Raw genomic sequence first — 22,508 nt, 5'->3', positions numbered from 1 at the left:
GAAAAATTTTATCCTCGAAATATCAACCATATGTCTGTGGTAAAATTTTTAGGGCGCCTTGATCTCGACCAAATTTGCCTATTTCTGGATGGACACTATCTAAAAGATGACTTCCAATTCCCGTTTTGCCCTCAATCACGCACAAGTGGATACACTTTTTCTCATTCGCTTCAACGAAAATTTCACAGGCAAGCAACAAGTTGTTGACATTATAACCGGCGACGGATATTTGTTTTAGACCTTCCTTTTTTAACGTCTCAACCCCGATTTCAAAACCGGTGTTTTTCATGAACAAGCTCGAAATCGAATTAAGAGAACAAACGGTTGAGTGAACAGTTGAGCCTTGATCACAGCTGGATTGTGTATTTGGTCAGGTGTGCAGATCAATCCCTTTATTGCGGCGTGACCAACGATTTAAAGCGGCGGTTGCAAGCCCACAATAGCGGAAATGGTGCTAAATATACCCGATCGCGAAGACCCGTTACGCTTGTGGGAATGTGTGAAAACCTGACCAGAAGCGGCGCCCTCAAGCTTGAGCACCGAATCAAAAAACTACCTGCAAACAGGAAATTGGAACAACTTAAAAAAGGAAAGGAAATGTTAACAATGATCAATAACGAAAAAATAAAAAAGGAAATCCATTCGTTAGCTGTCGACATGCAGAAAATGGCTGAAAAAATCAATGCCATTGCAGCCTCTCTCGCATCATATGAGCAACCGATTGACCAGGCCGAAAAACCGAAGAAAAAAGCTGAACGGGCGACAAAAATCAAAAACGTTGCATCACGCATTGAGAACGAAGAAGGCGATAAAAGTGCTGCGCCGCAAGCTGTTCCGGCTTGATTAAGCATACTTCAGATGATGTTAAACCCGGAAAGGGAGGTAACAACGCCCTTTCCGGGTTTTTATTTTTTTTAAATGGCGGGCAAAAGAACACCCAATAAACCATTGCAGAAACCATTTTGTCGTTTTATCCTGGAGAATAAGTCAGTTACCAAAAATTAGAAATGGTGGAACAATCATGAATGAACGTAGAAAATCCGAACGAATAGAGATTAACTACCCGATTATTTATGTGGTCAGCGATTCAAATGGCCAAATTGAAACCCAGGGGATCGGTTTTGCTTTGGATATCAGCACGGACGGGATGATGTTTGAGTCGAACGAACCCGTAGATGCCACCACATTGTCCATTCATGCATCATACAATGATGGGCAGACCTTAAAGGTTGATGCGTTTCTAATCTATTCGATGCCCCATGCCGATGGCAAGTATCGATCAGGAATCCGGTTTAGTGGTGCATCGGATCAAATTTCAAATTTTGTCGATATACTTTGTAAATTGTCAGAATAGATAGAATGTTTCGCCGTTTTTTCAGTCTCCCACACTGTTATTGATCACTTTCCCGCTGATGGTTCAGGCTTTTTGGGTGTTGCCCCTTGCCTTTTCAGGACACGACGTCCAGTGCCCACCGCAGGCTTTGCGCCAAGTATTTCAATTCTTCAAGGTCGGATTCATCCAAGCCGTTTTCAGCATTGTTGATCAATGCCAGACAGTCCGCTTCATCGGTGGGAAATTCATCGATGTTCAGTTGGATGGACGCGGCGCTCAGAAGATTAAGGGTGTTCTCAAGCATGCCGATGGTTCCGGCCGCTTCCATTTTATCAGCGGCTTCACTTTTAAGGTGCAGCACTGCGGCGGATATTTTTTGAAATAGTTCTGACTGTGAGATAATCATAAGAATTCAATAGTTATCAATGGGTTTATGGGTAGCTAGTGGTAACTAGCCTGTCAACGGGTATCGTCTTAATCGATTTACCTGAAAAGGGTCAATGAATTCTTGACAGACCACCGATAAACGACTAATTCTTGTTTAGAACGCTCGATTTAAATCTGCGTTAAAACCGATCTTTACTTCACCTGTAATACTCCGTTTAGCGTTGAATTTGGATAATGAAGCGTCGTTGTCGCTAGGATTGCGATAAGCGTTTGGAGAAACCGTTACTATGGCAATGAAAAGGAGGAGGATTGAGATGGTGTTGAAAAAGAATTTTGTCAGATCGGTACTTTTTTTCACGATTTGTCTGCTGGTTCCATCAATGGCGCTTGCAGGAACACAGATGACACTGCCCACCGTTGTGGATCCCGGCTATCGGATCCAGGCCCTCATGCCCAAAACACAAGTCAATGGATTCAACGGGATTGCCTTCGACAGCCAGGGAACCCTATACGGCGGTGTGGTGCAGTCATCCACAACCTATAAAATCGACAAGGAGAGCGGGGAACTCACCCCGTATATCCTGCCTCCCTATGGGGGCGCGGATGACTTGATTTTTGAGCCCGGTGGACGGGTCATCTGGACTGCCTTTTTCCTGGGAAAAGTTTTCGCCCGTGGCGCTGATGGAAAAATCCTCACCCTGGCAGAAAACCTTCCCGGTGCCAATGCCATCGCCAGGAGCCCGGACGGGCGTGTTTTTTTTACCCAGGTCTTTATGGGGGATGCGCTTTGGGAACTCGATCTGTCGGGAAAGATGAACAACCGCAAAATTGCCGAAAACCTGGGCGGATTGAATGCATTCAGGGTTCACAGTGATGGTTATATTTACGGCCCCCGCTGGTTCAAGGGGGATGTGGTCAAAGTCAATGTGAAGACCGGCAAGATAACGGTGATTGCCGATGGATTTAAAGTGCCCGCGGCAGTCAAATTCGACTCCAAGGGCAATCTGTTCGTAATCGACAACAAGGCCGGGGAATTGGTCCGTGTGGACATCAAGACCGGAAAGAAGCAGGTCGTTGCCACGCTGGTGCCCCATCTGGACAATCTTGCCATTGATCAGCAGGACCGAATATTTATCAGTACCAACGGCGATGGCAGCATTTTCGAGGTTGACGTCGATACCGGGAAAGTCCGGACCGTGGTCAAAGGCCGCCTGGCCTGTCCCCAGGGGATTGCGGTCTGGGACAGTCCCCAAGGAGAGGTCCTGTTTGTGGCGGATAATTTTGCCTACAAACGCGTGGACGGGTTTACCGGTGAAGTTCACGAGTCGACCAAGGGCGGCGCCTTTCCCAACGCAGCCAGTATTACCGGGGAAACCGTTTTGATGTCCGGTTGGATGCGCAAGGCGGTGGAAGTCTTTGATGCCAAAACCGATGATCTGCTCTACACCATCCCGGATTTTAAAACTCCCTTGGGGATGTTGATGCTGGATGATCAGAGCATTTTGGTTGCTGAGGCGGAAACCAACAGCATTGTTCGGGTATACGACAAAGCCGGTAAAAAAAGAACCACGGTGGCTGCGGATCTGGCCCTGCCAATGTATATTGCCCCTGCTGGCAAGAAGGCGGTGTATGTGACCGAGTATTTGGCTGGCAGAATCACGAAGATCGACATCAAAACCGGAAAAAAGCAAACCATTAGCGATAAATTGCGCAAGCCCGAAGGCATCGCCGTCAAACCGGATGGGACGATTCTGGTTGTGAATGTCGGCACCCAGGAATTGCTTCAGGTAGATCCCGAGACTGGTGCTGTCAACACGTTGGTCAAGCATCTGCCTGTGGGGTTATTCGTTCCGGAAGGATTTTTCACCTTAAGTGGAGTAACGGTTTCCAAGGCTGGTAATATTTATCTGACCAGTGATATCGACAATGTGGTTTATAAAATCTCACCCAATTAGGACTTCAATTCGACAATCTTCTCTTGAATTCATTCACGAAAAGAAAGAGAATGCCCGTCGATGATGCACCGTAATGCCGGCATCACCGGCAACCAAGCCTCATCCATTTTATGGTAATGCCTTTATCCTTTGGATCGCTATCGCCCATGATGCCTTTGCTTTTATCCCTTGGCTTGGTGTATTTGCTTGCCCTTGGCGCAGGCCGATTGAGTGCTACAATGGGAATGCCCCGCGTGACCGGTTACCTGATCGTGGGGCTGGCCGCCGGACCTTCTGTTGCTCTTCTGGGCCTTCCCGTGCTGCTTACCCTTGAGAAAATTCATATCCTCGTTCCCCTGCACGATACAATATTGGGGCTGATTGTTTTCACCATCGGCGGCAGTTTCAGTCTTGAGGCGGTCCGAAAAATGGGCCTGCGGCGCTTTCGAATCAGTGTCATTGAAATCGGGCTGACAGCACTATTGGTTGGATTCGGGACCATGATTGCGGGGGCATCACCATTGGTGGCCGCTTTTCTGACGGTGATGTCCGTTACCACCGCGCCGGCGGCAACCCAAATGGTCATGCGCGAATATCAGTCCGAAGGCTCTCTGACCGACACGATCCTGCCACTGATCGGCATTAACAACCTGGTGGCCATTATCGCCTTTATCCTGCTGAGAAACAGTGCACTGACCGAAATCGCGTCCGTTCTTTCTATAATCATTCAAATCAGCGGTCCGTTTGTTTTGGGAACCTTGATCGGCTTTGGTATCGCGCTCATGGATCAGCGGTTGGTTAGGCCTGTGGAACGGCAGATTCTGGTGATCGCCGCGGTTGCCATTACCGCCGGCCTGGCTGATGTGATGAACCTATCGGCCATGCTGACCACCATGATTGCCGGTGTCATCGCCGTGAATGCATCTCCGTTTGGCAGGCGGATATTCGAGGAACTGACGGCGATCGACTATCCGCTGTATGTGCTTTTCTTTATCCTGGCCGGTGCTGAGTTGCATCTGGAATCATTGGGCCGCATGGGCCTTTTGGGGATTGCCTATGTGGCCGCGCGTTTTGCCGGCAAATATCTTGGATGCCGACTGGGGGCGAGGATCGCCGGTACGTCTCCAAACATCAAGGCCTGGCTGGGGCCGGCCATGCTGGCCCAGGCTGGTCTGGCCATTGGGCTGGCCGAGACATTGGCCCGTGCGTGGCCGGAATCCGGTGAAGTGGTGCAGACGATCATTTTGGCATCGGTGGTGGTATTTGAAGGGGTGGGGCCTTTGCTTACCCGGATTTCGCTGGTCAACGCCGGTGAAGTAACGGTCCTTAACCTTGTGGTCCAACGCAGTCGGGTGGGCTATGGAGAGGGGTTGCACCAGGTTCTGACCCAGTTCAGCAGTGCGCTGGGGATTTCGCCGGTATCAAATGGAAAACAGACGTCCGAACTTCGGGTCGGTCACATCATGCGCCGCAATGTGGACGTGATATCCAACCGGGCGCCGTTTGACGAGGTTTTGAAAGCGCTGGGACACAGCCGTTATGATCGGTTGCCGGTGGTGAATGATCAAAAAGAGCTGGTGGGGGTTATTAAATACAGTGACATTGCCAATACACCGTTTGATCCGAGCCTCCGTCATTTGATTGTGGCCGATGACATCGCTTCCGATGTCCGCTTGAAGCTCACCCCGCAAGACACCCTGGAAAAAGCCATCCACGAACTGAAAAATTATCCCCATGACGCGTATTTGCTGGTGGTCGAGCAGGATAACCCCAGAGTCCTGGCCGGTGTGGTTCGTCACAACGATGTGCTCTCAATCCACATTCAAAGTGCCCACCATCAGGATGTGCAAAACCGCGCGGATGGAAAGAATATTTAGTGTCTGTCCAGAAATCTGGATGGGCACTACCTAATTTTCTCTCTCTGCCTTACCGGATACCGCCCCTTTCGCCCCTTCAACCAGTTTGAAGGGGGCTTTTAATGTGCGCTCCATGAAATTCAGCAATCCTTTTCCCACCGCTGATGGGGGCAGGGGGACCACGGAAAGGTCTTTGACTTTACCGTGCAAGCGAAGCGGTACGGTGATCAATGATCCACCGGTGATATACCTGAAAATGGGGATTTTATTGACAAGTCGGTCCACCGTTTTCAAGGGAGCGGCCAGTACGATGATATCGGCCGTGGCCGCTTTAAGATCGATACTGCCCTGACCGGTGATTTTCAGCGCGTTTCCATCCAGCAGAACCTCATCCAGATATAATTTCCCGTCACCCAACCTGGCCTTTATCCAGGCCGTGGAATAGCCATACCCCTGTCGGTTCAGGTCGGATTGGCCGCCGGTGAACAGTTCGGTGATGTTCAGTACCGAGAAAATCTTTAACAATGTGCTGGAGTGATAGATCCGTCCGTTTTTCGAAGAGAATGTTGCCCGGCCGGAAAGGGATGATATGGGATCTTTTTGAGTCGGCATCAATTCGATATTGCCCACAAGATCATAGCGGGCGTCGACCCGGATGTATTTGTCCCACAAACAGTCGTATGTCTTTTGAAGAGATGCATTCGTTGCCAGGGGACTGATCGATAGTCCGATTCCCTGGTCGGTGATATCCAGATCTCCGGTTGTGGAAATGCCGCACAGCTGCGCCTGATTGACTGTAATGTAAGTGTTGCCGGATTCGATGCGAATATCTGCGTCAACCGGTGACCAGGTGAAGTCGCCGTAGGTCAACGACCGGCTTTTTAAATGAATCGTTCCGTTGGGGACAATCGTTGGCGGTGGCTTTTTCTCCTCCTCTGCAGGGGGGCTTTCGTTTTCATCTGTTTTGAGGGATTGGATCAGGTTTAGATCCAACCGGTCACTGTTCACATTGACCTCGAAAAAAAGGGCCCGCTCACCCGGAACCAATGTGCCGTCCACCTGCAGCAACATGTCGTCTACGGCCACCTCGGAAGGCAGGATCTCGAACCGGTTGCCGCGGCCGACCGCGGAAAAACGGTTTACCATTATGGGAATGGGCGCTTTTTGTTCAGGAATCTGAAGTCCGTTTCCGCTTAGCTTGCCGACAACGGTGCTGGCGAGCGGATTATCGGTATGGATGCTTGCCTTGAAATCTCCATCGATCCTGCCTCGCAGAAAAGGATTGGTTTTCAATAAGCCATCGACCGTTTGTTGCTCCACGTTTCCCTTGAACGTCAAATCAATCAGCGTGTCTTTGATACGGGCGGATAGAAGGACATCAGAGTATCCGTCGGCAACGTGGAGTTCGTGGATGTCAATTGTTTCTGATGATTTTGTGAGATCAACGGTAATCCCCAAACCGCTTGCGGTTCTGAGTCCGCCTGTGAGTGAAAGCGTCGCGTCCGGTTTTAAGGTAAGATTGACACTTGTTAAGGATACGGGCGGGTTGATCTGCAGGTCCTCAGGAATGTGGGCCCGGGTGTGTAGCCAGGCCAACGTGTCCGCTCCCGCGGATCCATCGAGTGCCAGATTGACGCTTCTTTTATCGTCGGCAACCGATGTTTGATGCGAGGCCACAAAGGACGCATCCAGAAATTCAATGCCGATATGGGACGACTGATCACTGCCGGGGCGGTAGATCATCTGGCCACCGGACAGTATGATGTCAAACGGAACTTGCGGCGTATTGAGAACCAGGTTTTGCGGCGATGCCAGGATATCCATATCCCACTTGGCGGGTTCGGTTAAAGGACCGCTGATATCGAGCCTGGATATGGCTGCGTGGCCGCTGACGACGGAAAGATGCGTCCGAATCCCGGCCAGTGCCTCGAAACTGGTAATCCAGGTAAAAAATGGTACCGCTTCAACATCCACTGACGGTGCGGTGATGGACCAGGTGGACTGGTTGGCCCAATCCATGGCAAGGTCCAGACGGTTGAACGTGGCGCCCTCAAACCGGCCATTAAGGTCCAAAAAATCGACGTGATCGTTTTCAAAAGAAATTTTTCCAGCTACGTCTTCCACCGTTGCATTGATCGCTGAAATATTTACCAGCCCTTGAGAAAGGCGGGCGGTGGCTTGCATTCGGTTCAGGTGCCATCCGCTTTGATCGCAGGCCATCGTGGCCGAGAAAGCCGGGCTGTTCAGCATCCCGGCCCTGGCGATATCAAACGCTGTGCGAATGGACGCCTGATCACCAGCAAGGGCGAGGGCCGCATCGGAGACTGCGGCAATATCCAATTGCTTTGCCGCTGCGCTGATATTCAAATCAGCGTTGCCGGTTGCCTGATCCTGCTTCAAGACGGCGGTTGCACGAAGGTCCAAAGCCGGCTGCCGGGTTGCGATCTGATCCAGACCCAGCGCCAACCGGTTTTTCTCATAGACGATTTCACCGGCAAGGGAACCCGCCGATAGGTTCAGTCGTTGATTGCCGCGTTTGATGGCAAGTTCCGGCACCTGGACGTTGAGTTTGCCATTGATATTTTCAGTGCCGTTGACGGTAAAGTCAATGGCTGCGCTGGCCCGCGTGCCATCCACGCTGATGCCGGCGGGAAGGGGCTGTTGGGAAAGGATCCGTTGCGGATTGATATCGGTAAGGGTGATATTGCCTTTGGCTTTTGAATGGGCAACGTCGGCTGTGGCCTGCAGCGTTACTTTTTTAATCAGGTCGGAGGCGCAGCTAAAATCAAATGATAGTTCGTGGTCGCTGTTTTCGACAATGGCATTGATGGCGTGGATTTGAATATCCGGATTGTCGGTGAAATCAAGTGTCAGTCGCCCCTGATGGATTTCCACCTGGGTGCCTGGATCAATGGCGGGGAGCACCTTGAATACCGAGCCGATTTGATTTTCAATGGCCGGTAAAATAACGCATTTGGCATCCTTGGCCTCTGCTGCGGCTGGTTCAGCGGTCTTGGGGATGTTTACCCGAATATCCGGTGTGCTCAGTCTTAATCGGTGGATTGACAGCCGGCCGCGCAGCAGGGCCATAAGTCGGGGGTATACCGAAAGTTCGTGAGCGCGGACACTGAATGTTCCCGGCAGTGCCAGATCCACATTTTGTACTGCCAGATGCGGCAACGGAAAGAAGTCTATTTCAATGCGATCATAATCCAGCTGTCCGCCGGTGGTCTGGGCGGTTTTTTTTACGATATAGGACTTGACCAGATCGCGATTGGCCAACAGGCGGGGGGCTAAAACGACCGTCAGTAGCAGACCAAGCACTATGCAGACACAGGCGCAGACGATACCGAGCAGCAGGCGTTTTCTGGTGCGTTGCATTTTGATTACCTTTTGTAGCCCGATAAATATTTGCCTACCAACATGGCAATGAGGATGGTCACATACATCTGGCCGGCAATGGCAATGAGAATGGTCAAGGAACGGGAAAGATGAGAGACCGGTGTGATATCCCCATAACCCAGTGTCGATAAGGTCACAAAACTAAAATAGATGAAGTCGCCGAACTGAGGCGTTGCCGCCCCCGGGAATTGAATGCCGGGGCTGCCTACAGCAACGAAATCATAATGCAGCTTGTCGGCGATGGCCAAAAGGACGCTGCCTAACACGCCAAGTAGTAGATAACCGTTGATTGAACTGAGGATAATAGTTGGCGTGACATTGCTGCTGCGGGCGATATGGCGAATCATCAGGACGACGATGGCCACTAGGAAAAGAAACGTGGTTAAATGGTCCAATAGGAAAACGGCATTCATGCTGATGAAACGGCCTAACCAGGTGGTGGCTGCCGTTGCTGTCCCCAGCGGCAAAAGAATCTTCAGCGATTTTGCGGAAAAATCCAGTGAAAAGATACCGGAGAAGAATATTGCCGTTCGCAAAATGTCTGCAATAAGGGAGCTTTGCTTTACAAATAACGGCGCAAGGAAGATCAATGCCATCAGACAGACCAGAAGGATCACATTGTTGCGTGCCAGGTTTTTCATGTTTCCATTTGGGTTGCAGATGGATCATTCGCCTTGGCGAGAATTTTTTCAAGAATGACCTTGGTGATCAGATAGGTTGGCTTGACGCCTTCCTTGCCCATGGCCCCGGCGGCCAGGGTACTGCCGGTTTTAATGGGATTGTCCGACGCATAGTAGGCATAGCGCACCGGCATGTCTGCCCGTGCGTTGCCTTTGATAATGGCCGCACTGATCGCCCGTTGAAAATGCCCGCCTTCCATCTCCAGACCGATGGCTTTCCAGTCGGACTGAAACTTTTCCAGCATGTCCCGGTTTTGCAAGGAGGTGCCTAAGACCGTGACCATCGGCCCTAAAAACACACGCTCCGTTGCTGGAAAGTCCGATGGCAACAGATCGTTATCCACCCGGTAATTGTCGGAGGTGCCCTCGAAAACATGGGCCGTGGCCAGCATGATGTCCCCTTTATCGCCGGTCATGATGCCGGCTTTGCCCATAATGGAAATTGAGCTGAAATCAAAAGTCAGCAGCTGATCCCCGTGAAGGATCGGCTCCAACAAGTTCTCCATGATTTCAAAAGCCTGGGCGCCAAATGCGTAATCAACAACCAGAATTACGGGCGCTTTTGACGCCTCATCCGGAATATGGATGGTCAGCCTGGGATGCAAATCAAGCTCCCGTAATCGATGGGTGTCGATAATCTGGCTGTCGATGTGCGCACCAGAGTCGTCAGGCAGGTTTAGAAATCCATGGGCCGTGGCAAAATTTTCAATTTCCTTTTGACGTGCTCGCAGATTGTGAAAGAAATCAACCCAGTTGTCATGATCGTTTCGTTCTGCCTGGCCCAATGCCGGAAAACCGTAGATCATGTTCAACACGCTGTGCATATTGGCACTGATAATGTGGATCGGGCGTCGGTGAAGGTTTTGGCTGACCAACTGACTCTTGATGTCGGTCGCCCATTTTTTCTCATATTCCTGTTGACCGATGATGCGCATGAGGGAGGGGGTCAGGTAAATGACAATCGCGTCGTCGCGGTTTTTTTGTTCCATATCGATTCGCCGGCCCAGGTTATAGATGAGACTGAACAGGCCATTGTTGCTGTCAAATTGACGTTGGTTGGCGTCCAGATAATGAAAGGTGGCCCGGGTTTCCCGGTATGGACGGCCCAGGATAATACTTAAACTCCACAGCGCCTGATCCAGATCGGTACTGGAAACCCGGTCCTTTTGTTGTACAATTTTTTCCAGTTCACGCCACTCGATAGTGGGTTGCCCGGAATCATCGGTCATACGGCTGTTGATTTTACGGGCCTCCACGACCAGAAAGGTCATGTGGGTGAAAATGTCATAGATCTCGCTCAAGCCCCTGGTAATGACGAAACACATTTCATTGGGGCCCACCCGATAGCAAGTGCGTCGGCGTTTCAAGGGGATGGTCGGCGATAATCCTTCATTTTTAAACGGATCCTCTTCCGTCAAAATGATGCGGTTACAGGCTTCGATTCCTTTCGGCAGGCGATCGATGACGTATTCAAGTCCCTTGAGCTCCACAATCCGGGGGTCGTTCATACTGCCGTAAATTTCAGGGCTCAGGTTGAGCAGACATTGTTCGATCGCCCGACCCATTTTTCCGCAAGGACGGTAAAATCCGCGAATGGCCGTTGCGTCGGTTAGCGTTTTAAACTCACGGACAGCATGCCGAGCTTTTTGGGCTTTGGTGAATTCTCTCACACGGGCACTTTTTTTGAGTACGTTAATCGGTTTGTGGAATCCATTTGGCGATCGCCTGCAAAAGGGCACTTTTAGCTGAGTGGATCGATATTGACGGCTATTTCATTTCAGCCAACCATGACGGATCTTCGATCCATTTGGTCTTCAGCTTGAGCAGTTCATCGGACTCCCGCATGGTATCCAGAAAATTGGTCATCCAGTTGATCATCTGAGCATCCCCGGGGGGCATGGCGATCCCCAGCGGTTCATAGGTAAATGGCGTGATCAGGGACACCAATCCCTCATTGGGGTGCCTGAGCAGACTCAGCACACAAACGTGGTAGTCAGCAACCAATGCATCGACCTTGTTGGTCAACACCATGGCAACGGCATCGTCGTAGTTTTTTGCCGTGACCAAACGCGATTTCGGCATCAGGGTCTCAACCAGTTCGGCAGAGGTCGAACTTTCCAGGGCCGTGTAGGCAAATGCGGCCGAGTTGAGTTTTGAGGGATCTTCGGCAGCGACCATGGATTTGAATTTGGTCAATAGGGCTTTGCCGGTAATGTGATAGGGACCCACAAAGGCAACATCCAGATTTCGTTTAGGGGTGATGGTCAGACCGGAGAGGACCATATCCACTTCACCGGCTTTAAGGGCCGGCAACAGATCGGGGAAGGGTTTGACCACGATGTCCAGCTTGACCCCCATCCCACCGGCGATGTATGCGGCCAGATCCACATCCAGGCCCATGGGGCTGCCGGCTTTATTGAGCATGTTCAAGGGGGGCATATCGGCTGCTGTGCCCACCCGTAAAACGCCATTTTCTAATATTCGGTCCAGGTTTGGCGATGGGCCGGGGGATTGAACGTGCGAACAGGCCGCGGTAATGACTAAAACAAGAAAAATGAACAGACATCGATTAAGCAGCGTTCTCATCATGATTCTCCTTTTTTATATGTGATAATAATAAATAAAAAATGGTAATGAAACAGGCTGCAATGCTAATTTATTGGGTCGTTTTGCGGTTGGTGATGATGTCCAAACCATCCAACGTTGCAGCATCATTGCTGTCGACAGATCAATTAATGCGGCATTTTTGTTTATCTGTAATTAATCAATGCCGTGCGCCAGCCAATAGAATAGGCGGTAGGAAGAGGCCGACGCAAAAACAATGGTGTTGAATGGTGGCGCCTGAATTCCTCCTGTTCACGCAAGAAAGGGGGAAAACCACGTTACCTGTCATTTGAATTATCATATTGCCATGGGCGGGTCAATCAATCCGGTACCGATCATTAATCAATGTCCGGGTAGAATTTTTTGCGGCAGGGGGGACAGATCGTGTGAGAGAAATCGGCTTCGGAATGCATGGCAACATACTCTTCCACTTGCCACCATTTGCCATTTTCGTCTCTAATCTTTTTGCATCCTGAGCAAATGGGAAGCAATCCGCGGAGCATCTCATTTTCGGCTTCAAGGGCTTTTTGCTGGCTAAGGGATTCTTCCAGCTTCAAAAGCAATTCATCGCGTTCCTTTTCAATAGAACGCTGATTGGAGATATTGCGCATCACTCCAAACAGCTGCGTTCGTTTATCTTCTCCTTTGAAGAATTTGGCCGTGATTTCTACCCAGTAGGTGGAGCCATTTTTATGCCTGAGCTCAAATTCCGCTTTTCGTTTTACATTTTTCCCCAGCTTGTATTTACGATGCCCTTCAGACAGGTATTCCATTGCCTTTTGATAGCCCTTCTCCGTCAGTTGCTTTTTAAGGGGGACGTGTTGGATCTCTTCCGGTCTATACCCGCTGATGGATTCCACGGAGGGGCTAATATAGGTAAATCGCATTTTTTCAACATCCACCACCCAGATTACATCAACAATGGACTTTTCGATGATTTTGTATTGCTCTTCGTACTTGGCGATTATTTTTTCAATATTTTTGTCCATAGATACTCACGCTTCAATCAGGGTCATTTTAAGCGATAATCGGCAGATTGACGCGCAAGCTTTAATATTCCTGGTGGAAATAAACGGTTGAACGCAAAATGGGTGATGGACTACTCATCGTTATGGTCAACCCACTTGTCAAGGTGCACCGGTTGGTTGATTCTGCAGGAAAGCGGCTTCCATTGGCAAGCGGCACTGATTTCTATTCCGGATTGGATGATGGAGACCGGACGGTCCGCTGAAACGACCACGACGATGATATGGTCATGCTCGGCGGTAAACCGCAGCGCTGAATTGTAGCGGGCACCCCGGGCCCGGTTTTCACCGGCAATGGCATGCCCATCGAGGAGACAGGCAAATCCATGCAGATACTGATCGGCGCCAATGTGAAGGGCACCATCCACGCGGCTCAACGATTTGGCCAGATCTAAAATGGCCGGCTGGCGAAGATCCAGGGCGCTGTCAAATCTCTGACCGGCAATGGCAATCGGTGTCGGTGTGAGATCCAGTACCAGGGTTGCGCCATGTTTTTGATCTTCCGCCTGATGGACCAGGGCGGCCACGATTTTGAAAAGTGTGTTACCGGCTTCCGGATCAATATCCGTTTCCAAAAGGGCTTCTTCTAAATGAACAAGGTTGGCCCGCCGGGTGGTTGACTGGTATGTGCCGTCGGCAAAGCTGCAGATTTGGTCGTCGATAACCTTCAGAAAACCGTGCCCCCCCCTGAAATCGGCAGTGATGGTAAATTCCGGCAGATTGTCGGAAGCGATACCCGCAACATTATAGCCATCTGAAATCAGTTTGAGGTTGGATTGCTCGACTGCCGCCAACAATTTGCGGACATGTTTAATATTTTCCAGGGAAGGCTGTTCCGCTGTTGAAAAATGAGCCAGAAAAGAAATGCTGTCCAGGCTTTGGGGCTCAACAAAAACCAGTTTCCCACGGGGCCAAGCGCCCTCTTCGCGGGTGCGTGAGAGCTCCAAAATCGCATCTAAAATGGGATAGATTCGAAGCCGGGTATCCCACCCCAACAGAATATTCATGCGATCAACAATGTCATCACGTACGGCGTGGGTGGCGTATTCACGCAGAAAACCGCCGGAAATGCCGGTATAAAGGGCACTTTCGCTGGCCATATCATGGGAAAACCGCCACGCCGCATGTTCCAGCCATCGTTCGGTCGGACCAATGCTGCACATATCCGGATGATGTTCGGTAAACCACATCTGGTAGTAGACTGCACCGGAACGGCCACCATAAGAGATCAGACCGGTCAACTGAAGGTTTTTTTCCGCAACGATATGGTTATATCTCAGACTGGACCGTTGAATGGAGGGAAAATCGCGCCAGGTTTGATTTTCGACGTATAATTCTTTCAGTCGGGGTTCATGGCCGGAAAGCAAATGCTGGGGATCAAAAACGTACATGGACGCATTGCCGGTGATGGCAAAGACAACCGCGGCGCGGCTGGGGCCCGAAAAATGAGACAGCCCATCGCGGAGGCCATCCAATGTGTCACCAATGCAGTGGCAGGTAAACGTATTGATACTCACGGTGCGGTTCCGTTGGTTGGTTGCGCCAGTTTGAATATCCAACTTCAATTACGCCATTAGCAAAAGCAATGCTGCTCTTGGTCTTAGTCGACCCGGACCGGTTTGTCAATTCACCGTCTATGGTCATCGACTGATTTTTTAGTTTGCCGGCAGCGAACCCTGCACGGTCGACAAGCGTGTTTGTACCTGGTGTGACATGGTTTTGTTCGAACGATAATTGACGAATTTTGTGTTCGTATGATTGCTTTGTGCACATCTCGGGTGGGAATTTCCGGTAGATAAAAAAATGCTTGATTTCACATAAAATCGTGATAGTATTCGTACTAATCGAAGGCCTGTTTCAGTTTGGCGGGCCGGTTTCGTTACTAAGGTGGTGGTCATGTTGGTCGAGTGGCACCCTTTATGGATGAAGCAAGAGAATTTTTTCGAAAGGAGGGTGCCAGCATGGTTAACGGCGTGGTCAAGTGGTTTAACAGTAGTAAAGGCTATGGTTTTATCGAACAAGAAGATGGACCGGACGTCTTTGTTCATCATTCAGGAATCAATTCTAGTGGTTTTCGGACGCTTAATGAAGGCGACCGGGTTACATTCGATATCGTTGAAGGTCCCAAGGGGCCGGCTGCGGCAAATGTAACTGTTGTCTAAGAATTTAATTTAATACCAGTTAATAAAAAAGGGACAGGTGCCACAACAGGCGGCTGTCCTTTTTTCTTTTTCGAAACCGTCAAGATTGATAAACTCGTAAAAAGTGCCAGACTCGTCATGCCGGGCTTGATTCGGCATCCAGAACAGATTGAAATCACTGGATTCCGGCCTGCGCCGGAATGACGCCAAATTGGAATCTTCGCCTTTTTACGAAACCGTCAAGATTGAGTTGACGATTGGATTGTGGTAGAAAAAAACGATTCAAGGGATAGAAGCCGGTTCCAGTGGATGAACGAAAATGCCCCCTTAGCTGGACAGCCTTGTTTTGGGAGCTTATTTGGTATGGGAGTCTTATCAGTAAGAGTTGAATATGCAAAAAACCTATGATTTAAATGTCATTAAGCGAACGTCGATTATTACCCCGGATCAGCTTCGTGAAGAATTTCCGATGACCGAGCGGGCCACCCAAACCGTTATTGATGGCCGCCAGGATATTAAAAATATCCTCGACGGCAACGATCCACGGCTGCTCGTCATAACCGGTCCGTGCTCGATTATCAGCCACCGCCAAGCCATCAAATATGGTGAATTGCTGGCGGGGCTGCAGGAAAAAGTGAAAACCAAAATAAAACTCATCATGCGGGTTTATTTTGAAAAACCGCGCACCAATGTCGGGTTCAAAGGCCTGATCTCTGATCCCCATATTGATAAAAAAACCTTTGATATCGATGAAGGAATGCGCAAGGCCAGAAAAATACTCATGGACCTGAACGAGATGGGCGTGGCCGCAGGCACGGAGATCCTCAGTCAAACGGCTGCGGAGCGCCTTTCCGGTTTGATTGCGTGGGCGTGTATCGGTGCCCGAACAACCGAGTCGCAAAATCATCGTGAATGGGCCAGCGCGTTTTCCATGCCGGTGGGATTCAAAAACGGAACCGATGGAAATTTGAGCACCGCAATCAATGCGCTGCTGGCAGCCTCCACCCCACAGGTATTTATCGGTAATGATCCCGTTGGCGTCACGTCCAGGGTATTTTCAAAGGGCAACAAATACTGCCATATCGTGCTGCGCGGCGGTAAACGCCCCAACTATGATTCGGTCAGCATCGGGGAGGCCTGCGAAATGCTTTCCAAGTACCCAACGCTTCATCAGGCTGTCGTTGTTGACTGCTCGCATAAGAATTCGGGTAAGGATTACCGCCGTCAGGGTGAGGTCTTCAACCGCGTTTTGATTCAGCGCATGGGCCACACCAATGGTATCCACATCAACCCCAATAAGGCCATCTGCGGATTGATGCTGGAAAGCAACGTCGAGGAAGGGAAGCAACCCTTTGTTTATGGTGAAACAAAAAAGGAAGATTTGAATCCATTTGTTTCCATCACCGACGCGTGTATCGGCTGGGATGAAACCGAGGATTTAATCACAACCGCTTATCGTCAACTATAGAACTAAGATCCAATCATGTTTCAACAAAGTCAACGACCGACAATGGGATTCAACAACCCGCTGACACAGACCGGTAAAATCATGCTGATCGTCTATGCGGCGGTGTATGTTGTGGAACTGCTTGGCCAGCATTGGCTCGGATTACCCTTTTACCAGATGCTGGCGCTCAGTCCGCTTGGCAGTGGCGGGTTTTATGCATGGCAACTGGTTACCCATCCGCTCATCCACGATCCATCGGCACCGATCGGGTTTCTGATCGATTGCGTGGTCTTTTTCTTTTTTGCCGGTACGGTCGAATCGGCGCTGGGTACCCGGCGGTTTCTATACCTGTATATCATCGCCGCCTTTGGCGGTGCTGCCGCCGGACTGCTTTTCAGCGGCCTGACATCGGCGATGATCCCTTATGCCGGGATGATGCCCAGCCTGTTGGGACTGATTGTTGTTTTTGGGTTGCTGCAACCCGAATCCACGATTTTGTTGATGTTCGTTCTGCCGGTCAAAGCCAAGTATATCAGTTACGGTACCGTGATTGTGACCGCCCTGACGTTTCTGGCCCGCACCAATGTATACGGTGCCTACCATCTGGGCGGGATTGGCCTGGCCTGGCTGTATTTCCGCTCGCCCGCGTACCTTTTGGACCCCAACTGGTGGCGTTGGCAATATTTCAATTACTCGCAGAAGAAACACCGATCTAAATTTACGGTTATCGATGGCAAAAAGAAAGATGATGATCGGCCGACCATTCACTGACCCTGCGGTGGACAACATCGGGTCGGCAGCCAGTTCGAAAAGGGAGGCATCATGCTGACCTGGCCCGATGAAGGAATCTTTTCCCAGGGTACGCTCGAAACATGGTCACAGCCCGAATCGAACCTGGTATTGGATTTTCATGGAGATCCGCTGAACGCCGATCTGGTTGTTTTTTCCGATGGTAATCATCACATGGCCCTTGAGCCCAGTTTGCAGGCATTCAAGGAACTCCATCCCCAGGTTGGGGAGATTTTCTATGCCACCACGCCACCTGGCCCCATCCTCAACCTTCTTCAAAATGGCCGGCTCAGGATCGGAAATTTCATTCTTTCGGTCGCTCCCCATGTTTTTCTCAGCCCGCCCCATGTCCTGGACAAACTTGTCAGCCAGGGCCACATGGCAGACCACCGGCCGTTTGTGCGCAATCGGGGGAGCGTGCTGCTAGTCGGCAAGGGGAACCCCAAAAAGATTCTCGGTGCTGGTGATCTTGCCCGTGAAGACGTGCGTTTGTTCTTGTCCAACCCGGTTACGGAAACGGTCAGCTATCGGGGATATGTGGATACTCTGAAAGCGTTGGGGACCAGGGCCGGCAGCGATATGGCTTTTCTGGAAACGCGCGTATCGACCGCCAAAATCTATTTCGGGCAGTCTGTTCATCATCGTGAGGCACCGGAATCCGTGGTTTCGGGTATCGTCGATGCCGCCATGGTCTATTATCATTTGGCCTTGCGCTATATGCGCATCTTTCCTGAAGACTTTGATTTGATCCCGCTGGGCGGGACCGTCAACGTCCCTGATCCTGAACCGGGGAATGTCGTCGGGTTCACCCATGCCGGATTAATCGGTGACGGCGGGCCCTGGGGGCGGCGCTGCCTTGATTTCCTGTTTAGCTCCCCTGTGGCCGATATTTACGCGCAGCATGGACTGGACGCGATGTTTTCAGCCTAAGAGCCTGTTTGGTAAATCCGTCTAAGGCCCGCTAACGGCGTTGGAAACTGTCTCAAAATGCTCACATATACCATATATGCGCCGCTTTTGAGCCACTTTCCGCCTTGTTAGCGGGCCTGATCCAGACTTCCAAAACAGGCTCTAAGCAAATTTCCCCACATCCATCGATCTTGTTATTCACCGGTAAAGTAGCTGCTTCCCATGCGCACAAAGGCATCCATGGCCAACCAGGCCCGGGCGCCAAAAGCGATATCGCCTCTTTTCAGCAGCTCGCGTATTTCCCCACGATCCATCAGAAAAATGTCGATATCCTCCGAGTCACTGGTGTTACGGATACTGGGCGTGCCGGTTACTTCGGCAAATACCATGCTGATGGCCTCGTCGGTAATGCCGGCGGATGAGAACACCGCCGGGCTGTGACGATACACCCTGACCAGTTCCAGCCCGGTTTCCTCGTGCAATTCCCGACCGGCGGTGATGGCCATATCTTCTCCGGGATCGATCAGACCGGCCGGGAAACCGAACATGTAATCTCCCACGGGCACTCTGAATTCTTTGATCACCACCAGTTTTTGTTGCTCACGGTGATAGGGGACAATGATGGTTGCATCGGGCTGCTGAATTTTACCGGTAACGCATTTGGGCGTTTCACAGCGACTGACCATGTGCCAGTCCCGGGCGTTGGCCTTGCGATCAAGATAGGACACCGAGAACAAGGTTACGAATTTGAGTTTGGTGGCAACGGCGGCATCGAGGATTTTCATTCTGGACATGCATAAACCTTTCTTTTGCTGCGTAACGGCTTTGAAGACAATCGATGCGGATACATCGATTCATGCAGATATCAAAAGGACCTGAAAATGTCTAACAGCCTGTATCGACCATCGTGGCACTTTTGATGGGCTGCTGAACCAAACAAGAAGATGATAAAAATATAAAAATGACGATACGAAATCTTGTCTGACTTTTTTCGTTGTATGTAGTAATTTTTAGTTTATGCAATAATAGATAAATATAAAAGCTACCAATATCATCCAATACTGTCTATCTATGGCCGCGTTGTAATCAATTCTCACGGATTGACAAAAAAACCGTTTTTTTATAGGAAATATAGGTCCATTTATAACCTTATTATGACATCCAATCTTTTTCACAACAGGACCCTCCGAAAAGGAGCATCTGCCTATGGAAGCAACGAACCTGATCGTGATCAACGGGAATGAACTCCCCTTTGAAACCGGGGAAACCATCCTTGAGGTGGCCCGGCGCGCGGATATTGATATCCCGACCCTATGCCATTTAAAAGGCGCCACCCCCACCGGAGCCTGCCGAATCTGTGTGGTGGAGGTAGAGGGTGCCAGCACCCTGCTAACGGCCTGTTCCACCCCGGCTTCGCCCAACATGGTTGTGCGCACCGAAACCCCTCAGGTGGTGGAAGCGCGCAAGGAAATTTTGCGCATGATGCTCTCGTCGGGCAACCACAACTGTGCCGTCCGCGGGCGGGACGACGGTGACTGGACCGAGTTTCAGTTGGGTGTCGAAAAGGCGGATGCCAGTGACGGCTTGTGTCCGGTGTGGGGAGACTGCCGACTTCAGGATCTGGCCTATCGCTACCAGGTGAGTGGTGAAGACGTTGAAGGAAGGCCCGCCACATATCCCATGGAAACGGTCAACCCGTTTATCGTGCGCGATTTTTCGCGTTGTATTTTATGCGGGCGTTGTGTGCAGGCCTGCAACGAGGTGCAGGTTAACAATGCTATCAAATTCGGTTATCAGGGCGCCAAGGCCAAAATCATCGCTGCTGGAGACCGTCCGCTCAAGGATTCGGACTGCGTTTTTTGCGGTGAATGCGTCCAGGCGTGCCCGGTCGGTGCACTGGTGGAAAAGGATGTGCGCTATCAGGTGCGCCCCTGGGAAACCCAAAAAGTGCGCACCACCTGCAGCTACTGCGGCGTGGGCTGCCAACTTTACCTGCACACCAAGGACAACCGTGTGGTCAAGGTGACGGGTGTGGATGAAGCCCCGAATCATGGCAGCCTGTGCGTCAAGGGGCGTTTTGGCTTTACGTTTATCGGTAGCGAAGAGCGCCTGACCGATCCGCTAATCAAGGAAAATGGTGAGTTTCGTAAAGCCTCCTGGGATGAAGCCCTTGACCTGGTGGCGGAAAGATTGAAAACTATCCGCAACGCCCATGGCAGCGACAGCCTGGGGGTGCTCACCTCGGCCCGCATCACCAACGAGGAAAACTATATCGCCCACAAATTCACCCGGGCGGTACTCAAGACCAACAACATCGATCATTGCGCCCGTCTCTGACACAGCTCCACCGTGGCCGGGCTGGCCGCAGCGTTTGGAAGTGGCGCAATGACCAACACCATCGCCGATATCGAAGAAGCCGATGTCATCCTCATTGTCGGTTCCAACACCACCGAGAACCATCCGGTTATCTCCACATTTGTGAAACGGGCCGTGACCCGTCGGGGGGCCAGGCTTATCGTGGTGGACCCACGGCGCATCAAGATGACCGAATTCGCCGAGCAATGGATTCGGCCCACGCTAGGTACGGATGTCGCCTGGATCAACGGCATGATGCACGTGATTATCAAGGAAGATCTTTACGACAAGGCCTTTGTCGAGCAGCGTACCGAGAATTTCGAGGCCATGAAAGCCGTCGTCGAGAAATATACGCCTGAGTACGTTCAGGAAATCACCGGCATTCCGGCCGAGCAGTTGATTACCGCAGCAAGGCTTTATGCAGGGGCGCCGGCAGGCAGTATCCTTTACTGCATGGGCATTACTCAGCACACCACGGGAACAGACAATGTCAAATCCCTGGCCAACCTGGCCATGCTGTGCGGCAACATGGGCATTCGCGGCGGCGGGGTCAATCCGTTGCGCGGCCAGAACAACGTCCAGGGCGCCTGCGACTTGGGCGGGCTGCCCAATGTGCTCACCGGCTATCAGACAGTCGATAACCTGGATGCCATCGCCAAAATTGAAAGTGCCTGGAACGTTAAGGGGGTGCCCACCAAACCGGGCCTCAAGGTGACCGAGATGCTGCCCAAGGCCCACGACGGTGAGATCAAGGCCATGTACATCATCGGTGAGAACCCCATGGTTTCCGATCCGGATCTGAATCATGCCGAGGACTGTTTCAACCACCTGGATTTTCTGGTTGTCCAGGACATCTTCCTCACCGAAACCGCCCGCATGGCCGATGTGGTACTGCCTTCAAAATGCTTTGCCGAAAAGGACGGTACTTTTTCCAATACCGAGCGGCGGGTGCAGCGGGTGAGAAAGGCTGTGGATCCACCGGGACAGGCCAAGGACGATTGGGCGATCACCTGTGAAATCGCCACGCGCATGGGATATGCCATGGCTTACCCGGACAGCGAGGCCATTTTCAATGAATTGGCCAGTGTTACGCCTTCCTACGCAGGGATCAGTTACCCGCGCATCGAAAAAGAAGGTATCCATTGGCCCTGTCCCACACCGGAACATCCGGGGACACCGATCCTGCACAGCGCCCAGTTTACCCGGGGCAAGGGGCTGTTTCACGCCCTCGAATGGATCGCTCCGGCAGAAGTGGCCGATAACGACTATCCGTTATACCTGACCACCGGCCGGGTGCTCTATCACTACCATACCGGCACCATGACCATGAAGACGGATGGGCTCAACGAACGGGCGCCGGAATCCTTTGTGGAGATCACCCAAAGCGATGCAGCGGGAATAGGGATTGCGGACGGCGATCGGGTGACCATTGCTTCACGGCGCGGGCAGATCAATGCCCGGGTGATGGTGTCGAACAAGGCCGTGGAAGGCACGGTCTTCATTCCCTTCCACTTCGCCGAGGCGGCAGCCAATAAGTTGACCAACGCGGCCCTGGATCCCGTCTGCGGAATCCCCGAGTTCAAGGTCTGCGCGGTAAAGGTTTTAAAAGCGGCCTGACCAGAGATCCCGACGACAGGCCTGACCGG

Annotated in this window: 19 protein-coding genes; 9 read left to right on the top strand and 10 right to left on the bottom strand. The window is 51.2% G+C overall.

Translation table 11 applies throughout. The annotated features are described in order from the left end of the window. Window positions 1-22: 22 nt before the first annotated feature. The gene (locus Dvar_RS31430) at window positions 23-289 is read right to left on the bottom strand and encodes a hypothetical protein (RefSeq protein WP_419657081.1); all 267 of its coding nucleotides are present in this window, start codon (window positions 287-289) and stop codon (window positions 23-25) included. Window positions 290-324: 35 nt separating this feature from the next. On the opposite strand from Dvar_RS31430, the gene Dvar_RS31425 reads away from it, so the two are divergent. Together Dvar_RS31425 and Dvar_RS31420 are read left to right on the top strand one after the other, a co-directional pair. Beyond that, window positions 325-843: a GIY-YIG nuclease family protein gene (locus Dvar_RS31425; protein WP_419657080.1), complete on the top strand. Its 519-nt coding sequence runs from the start codon at window positions 325-327 to the stop codon at window positions 841-843. 178 nt (window positions 844-1,021) lie between these two features. Next, window positions 1,022-1,354, top strand: a complete 333-nt coding sequence (locus tag Dvar_RS31420; protein WP_419657079.1) for a PilZ domain-containing protein — start codon at window positions 1,022-1,024, stop codon at window positions 1,352-1,354. A gap of 94 nt (window positions 1,355-1,448) precedes the next feature. On the opposite strand, the gene Dvar_RS31415 is transcribed toward Dvar_RS31420, so the two are convergent. After that, window positions 1,449-1,739: a hypothetical protein gene (locus Dvar_RS31415; protein WP_419657078.1), complete on the bottom strand. Its 291-nt coding sequence runs from the start codon at window positions 1,737-1,739 to the stop codon at window positions 1,449-1,451. Between the two features lie 135 nt (window positions 1,740-1,874). Next, window positions 1,875-2,135 (bottom strand): hypothetical protein, encoded by a 261-nt coding sequence (locus Dvar_RS31410; protein WP_419657077.1) that lies wholly within the window; start codon window positions 2,133-2,135, stop codon window positions 1,875-1,877. Here Dvar_RS31410 and Dvar_RS31405 point away from each other — a divergent pair. Further along, window positions 2,122-3,675 carry a PQQ-binding-like beta-propeller repeat protein gene (locus tag Dvar_RS31405; RefSeq protein ID WP_419657076.1) on the top strand — a complete coding sequence of 518 codons (1,554 nt, stop codon included), beginning with the start codon at window positions 2,122-2,124 and terminating at the stop codon, window positions 3,673-3,675. The two genes, Dvar_RS31410 and Dvar_RS31405, sit on opposite strands and share 14 nt — an antisense overlap. Window positions 3,676-3,785: 110 nt before the next feature. Continuing rightward, window positions 3,786-5,531 (top strand): cation:proton antiporter, encoded by a 1,746-nt coding sequence (locus Dvar_RS31400; RefSeq protein WP_419657075.1) that lies wholly within the window; start codon window positions 3,786-3,788, stop codon window positions 5,529-5,531. A 30-nt stretch (window positions 5,532-5,561) separates the two neighbouring features. Here Dvar_RS31400 and Dvar_RS31395 read toward each other — a convergent pair whose 3' ends face one another. From Dvar_RS31395 to Dvar_RS31370, 6 genes are all read right to left on the bottom strand, one after another. After that, entirely contained in the window at window positions 5,562-8,891 is a 3,330-nt protein-coding gene (locus Dvar_RS31395; RefSeq protein WP_419657074.1) for an AsmA-like C-terminal domain-containing protein, read from the bottom strand. A gap of 5 nt (window positions 8,892-8,896) precedes the next feature. After that, the gene (locus Dvar_RS31390; protein ID WP_419657073.1) at window positions 8,897-9,553 is read right to left on the bottom strand and encodes a potassium channel family protein; all 657 of its coding nucleotides are present in this window, start codon (window positions 9,551-9,553) and stop codon (window positions 8,897-8,899) included. Then, window positions 9,550-11,262: a DUF6909 family protein gene (locus Dvar_RS31385; protein WP_419657072.1), complete on the bottom strand. Its 1,713-nt coding sequence runs from the start codon at window positions 11,260-11,262 to the stop codon at window positions 9,550-9,552. Before Dvar_RS31385 ends, Dvar_RS31390 begins: the two co-directional genes overlap by 4 nt. Window positions 11,263-11,359: 97 nt before the next feature. Further along, window positions 11,360-12,181, bottom strand: coding sequence for a transporter substrate-binding domain-containing protein (locus tag Dvar_RS31380; protein ID WP_419657071.1), 822 nt, complete (start codon window positions 12,179-12,181; stop codon window positions 11,360-11,362). Window positions 12,182-12,534: 353 nt separating this feature from the next. Then, complete coding sequence (locus tag Dvar_RS31375; RefSeq protein ID WP_419657070.1) at window positions 12,535-13,185, bottom strand: PAS domain S-box protein; 651 nt, start codon at window positions 13,183-13,185, stop codon at window positions 12,535-12,537. A gap of 110 nt (window positions 13,186-13,295) precedes the next feature. After that, on the bottom strand, window positions 13,296-14,738 hold the full coding sequence (locus tag Dvar_RS31370) for a DNA integrity scanning protein DisA nucleotide-binding domain protein (protein ID WP_419657069.1): 1,443 nt from the start codon (window positions 14,736-14,738) through the stop codon (window positions 13,296-13,298). 444 nt (window positions 14,739-15,182) lie between these two features. Between Dvar_RS31370 and Dvar_RS31365 the strand changes: the two genes are divergently transcribed. The 4 genes from Dvar_RS31365 to Dvar_RS31350 all read left to right on the top strand — a co-directional run bounded on the left by Dvar_RS31365 (window position 15,183) and on the right by Dvar_RS31350 (window position 18,528). Next, complete coding sequence (locus Dvar_RS31365; protein WP_419664185.1) at window positions 15,183-15,383, top strand: cold-shock protein; 201 nt, start codon at window positions 15,183-15,185, stop codon at window positions 15,381-15,383. 370 nt (window positions 15,384-15,753) lie between these two features. After that, window positions 15,754-16,830 (top strand): 3-deoxy-7-phosphoheptulonate synthase, encoded by a 1,077-nt coding sequence (locus tag Dvar_RS31360; RefSeq protein ID WP_419657068.1) that lies wholly within the window; start codon window positions 15,754-15,756, stop codon window positions 16,828-16,830. A 15-nt stretch (window positions 16,831-16,845) separates the two neighbouring features. Then, a complete protein-coding gene (locus Dvar_RS31355) occupies window positions 16,846-17,580 on the top strand; it encodes a rhomboid family intramembrane serine protease (protein ID WP_419657067.1) in 735 nt (244 codons plus the stop codon). A gap of 51 nt (window positions 17,581-17,631) precedes the next feature. Then, the gene (locus tag Dvar_RS31350; protein WP_419657066.1) at window positions 17,632-18,528 is read left to right on the top strand and encodes a substrate-binding domain-containing protein; all 897 of its coding nucleotides are present in this window, start codon (window positions 17,632-17,634) and stop codon (window positions 18,526-18,528) included. A 173-nt stretch (window positions 18,529-18,701) separates the two neighbouring features. On the opposite strand, the gene Dvar_RS31345 is transcribed toward Dvar_RS31350, so the two are convergent. After that, window positions 18,702-19,301, bottom strand: coding sequence for an NUDIX hydrolase (locus tag Dvar_RS31345; protein WP_419657065.1), 600 nt, complete (start codon window positions 19,299-19,301; stop codon window positions 18,702-18,704). Window positions 19,302-19,713: 412 nt separating this feature from the next. On the opposite strand from Dvar_RS31345, the gene fdhF reads away from it, so the two are divergent. Next, window positions 19,714-22,479 (top strand): formate dehydrogenase subunit alpha, encoded by a 2,766-nt coding sequence (gene fdhF, locus Dvar_RS31340; RefSeq protein ID WP_419657064.1) that lies wholly within the window; start codon window positions 19,714-19,716, stop codon window positions 22,477-22,479. Window positions 22,480-22,508 lie beyond the last annotated feature (29 nt).

Source organism: Desulfosarcina variabilis str. Montpellier (assembly GCF_048565275.1).
Taxonomy (GTDB): Bacteria; Desulfobacterota; Desulfobacteria; order Desulfobacterales; family Desulfosarcinaceae; genus Desulfosarcina; species Desulfosarcina variabilis.
The sequence above is the reverse complement of the archived record's forward strand: the minus strand, read 5'-3'. Positions and strand labels throughout refer to the sequence as shown.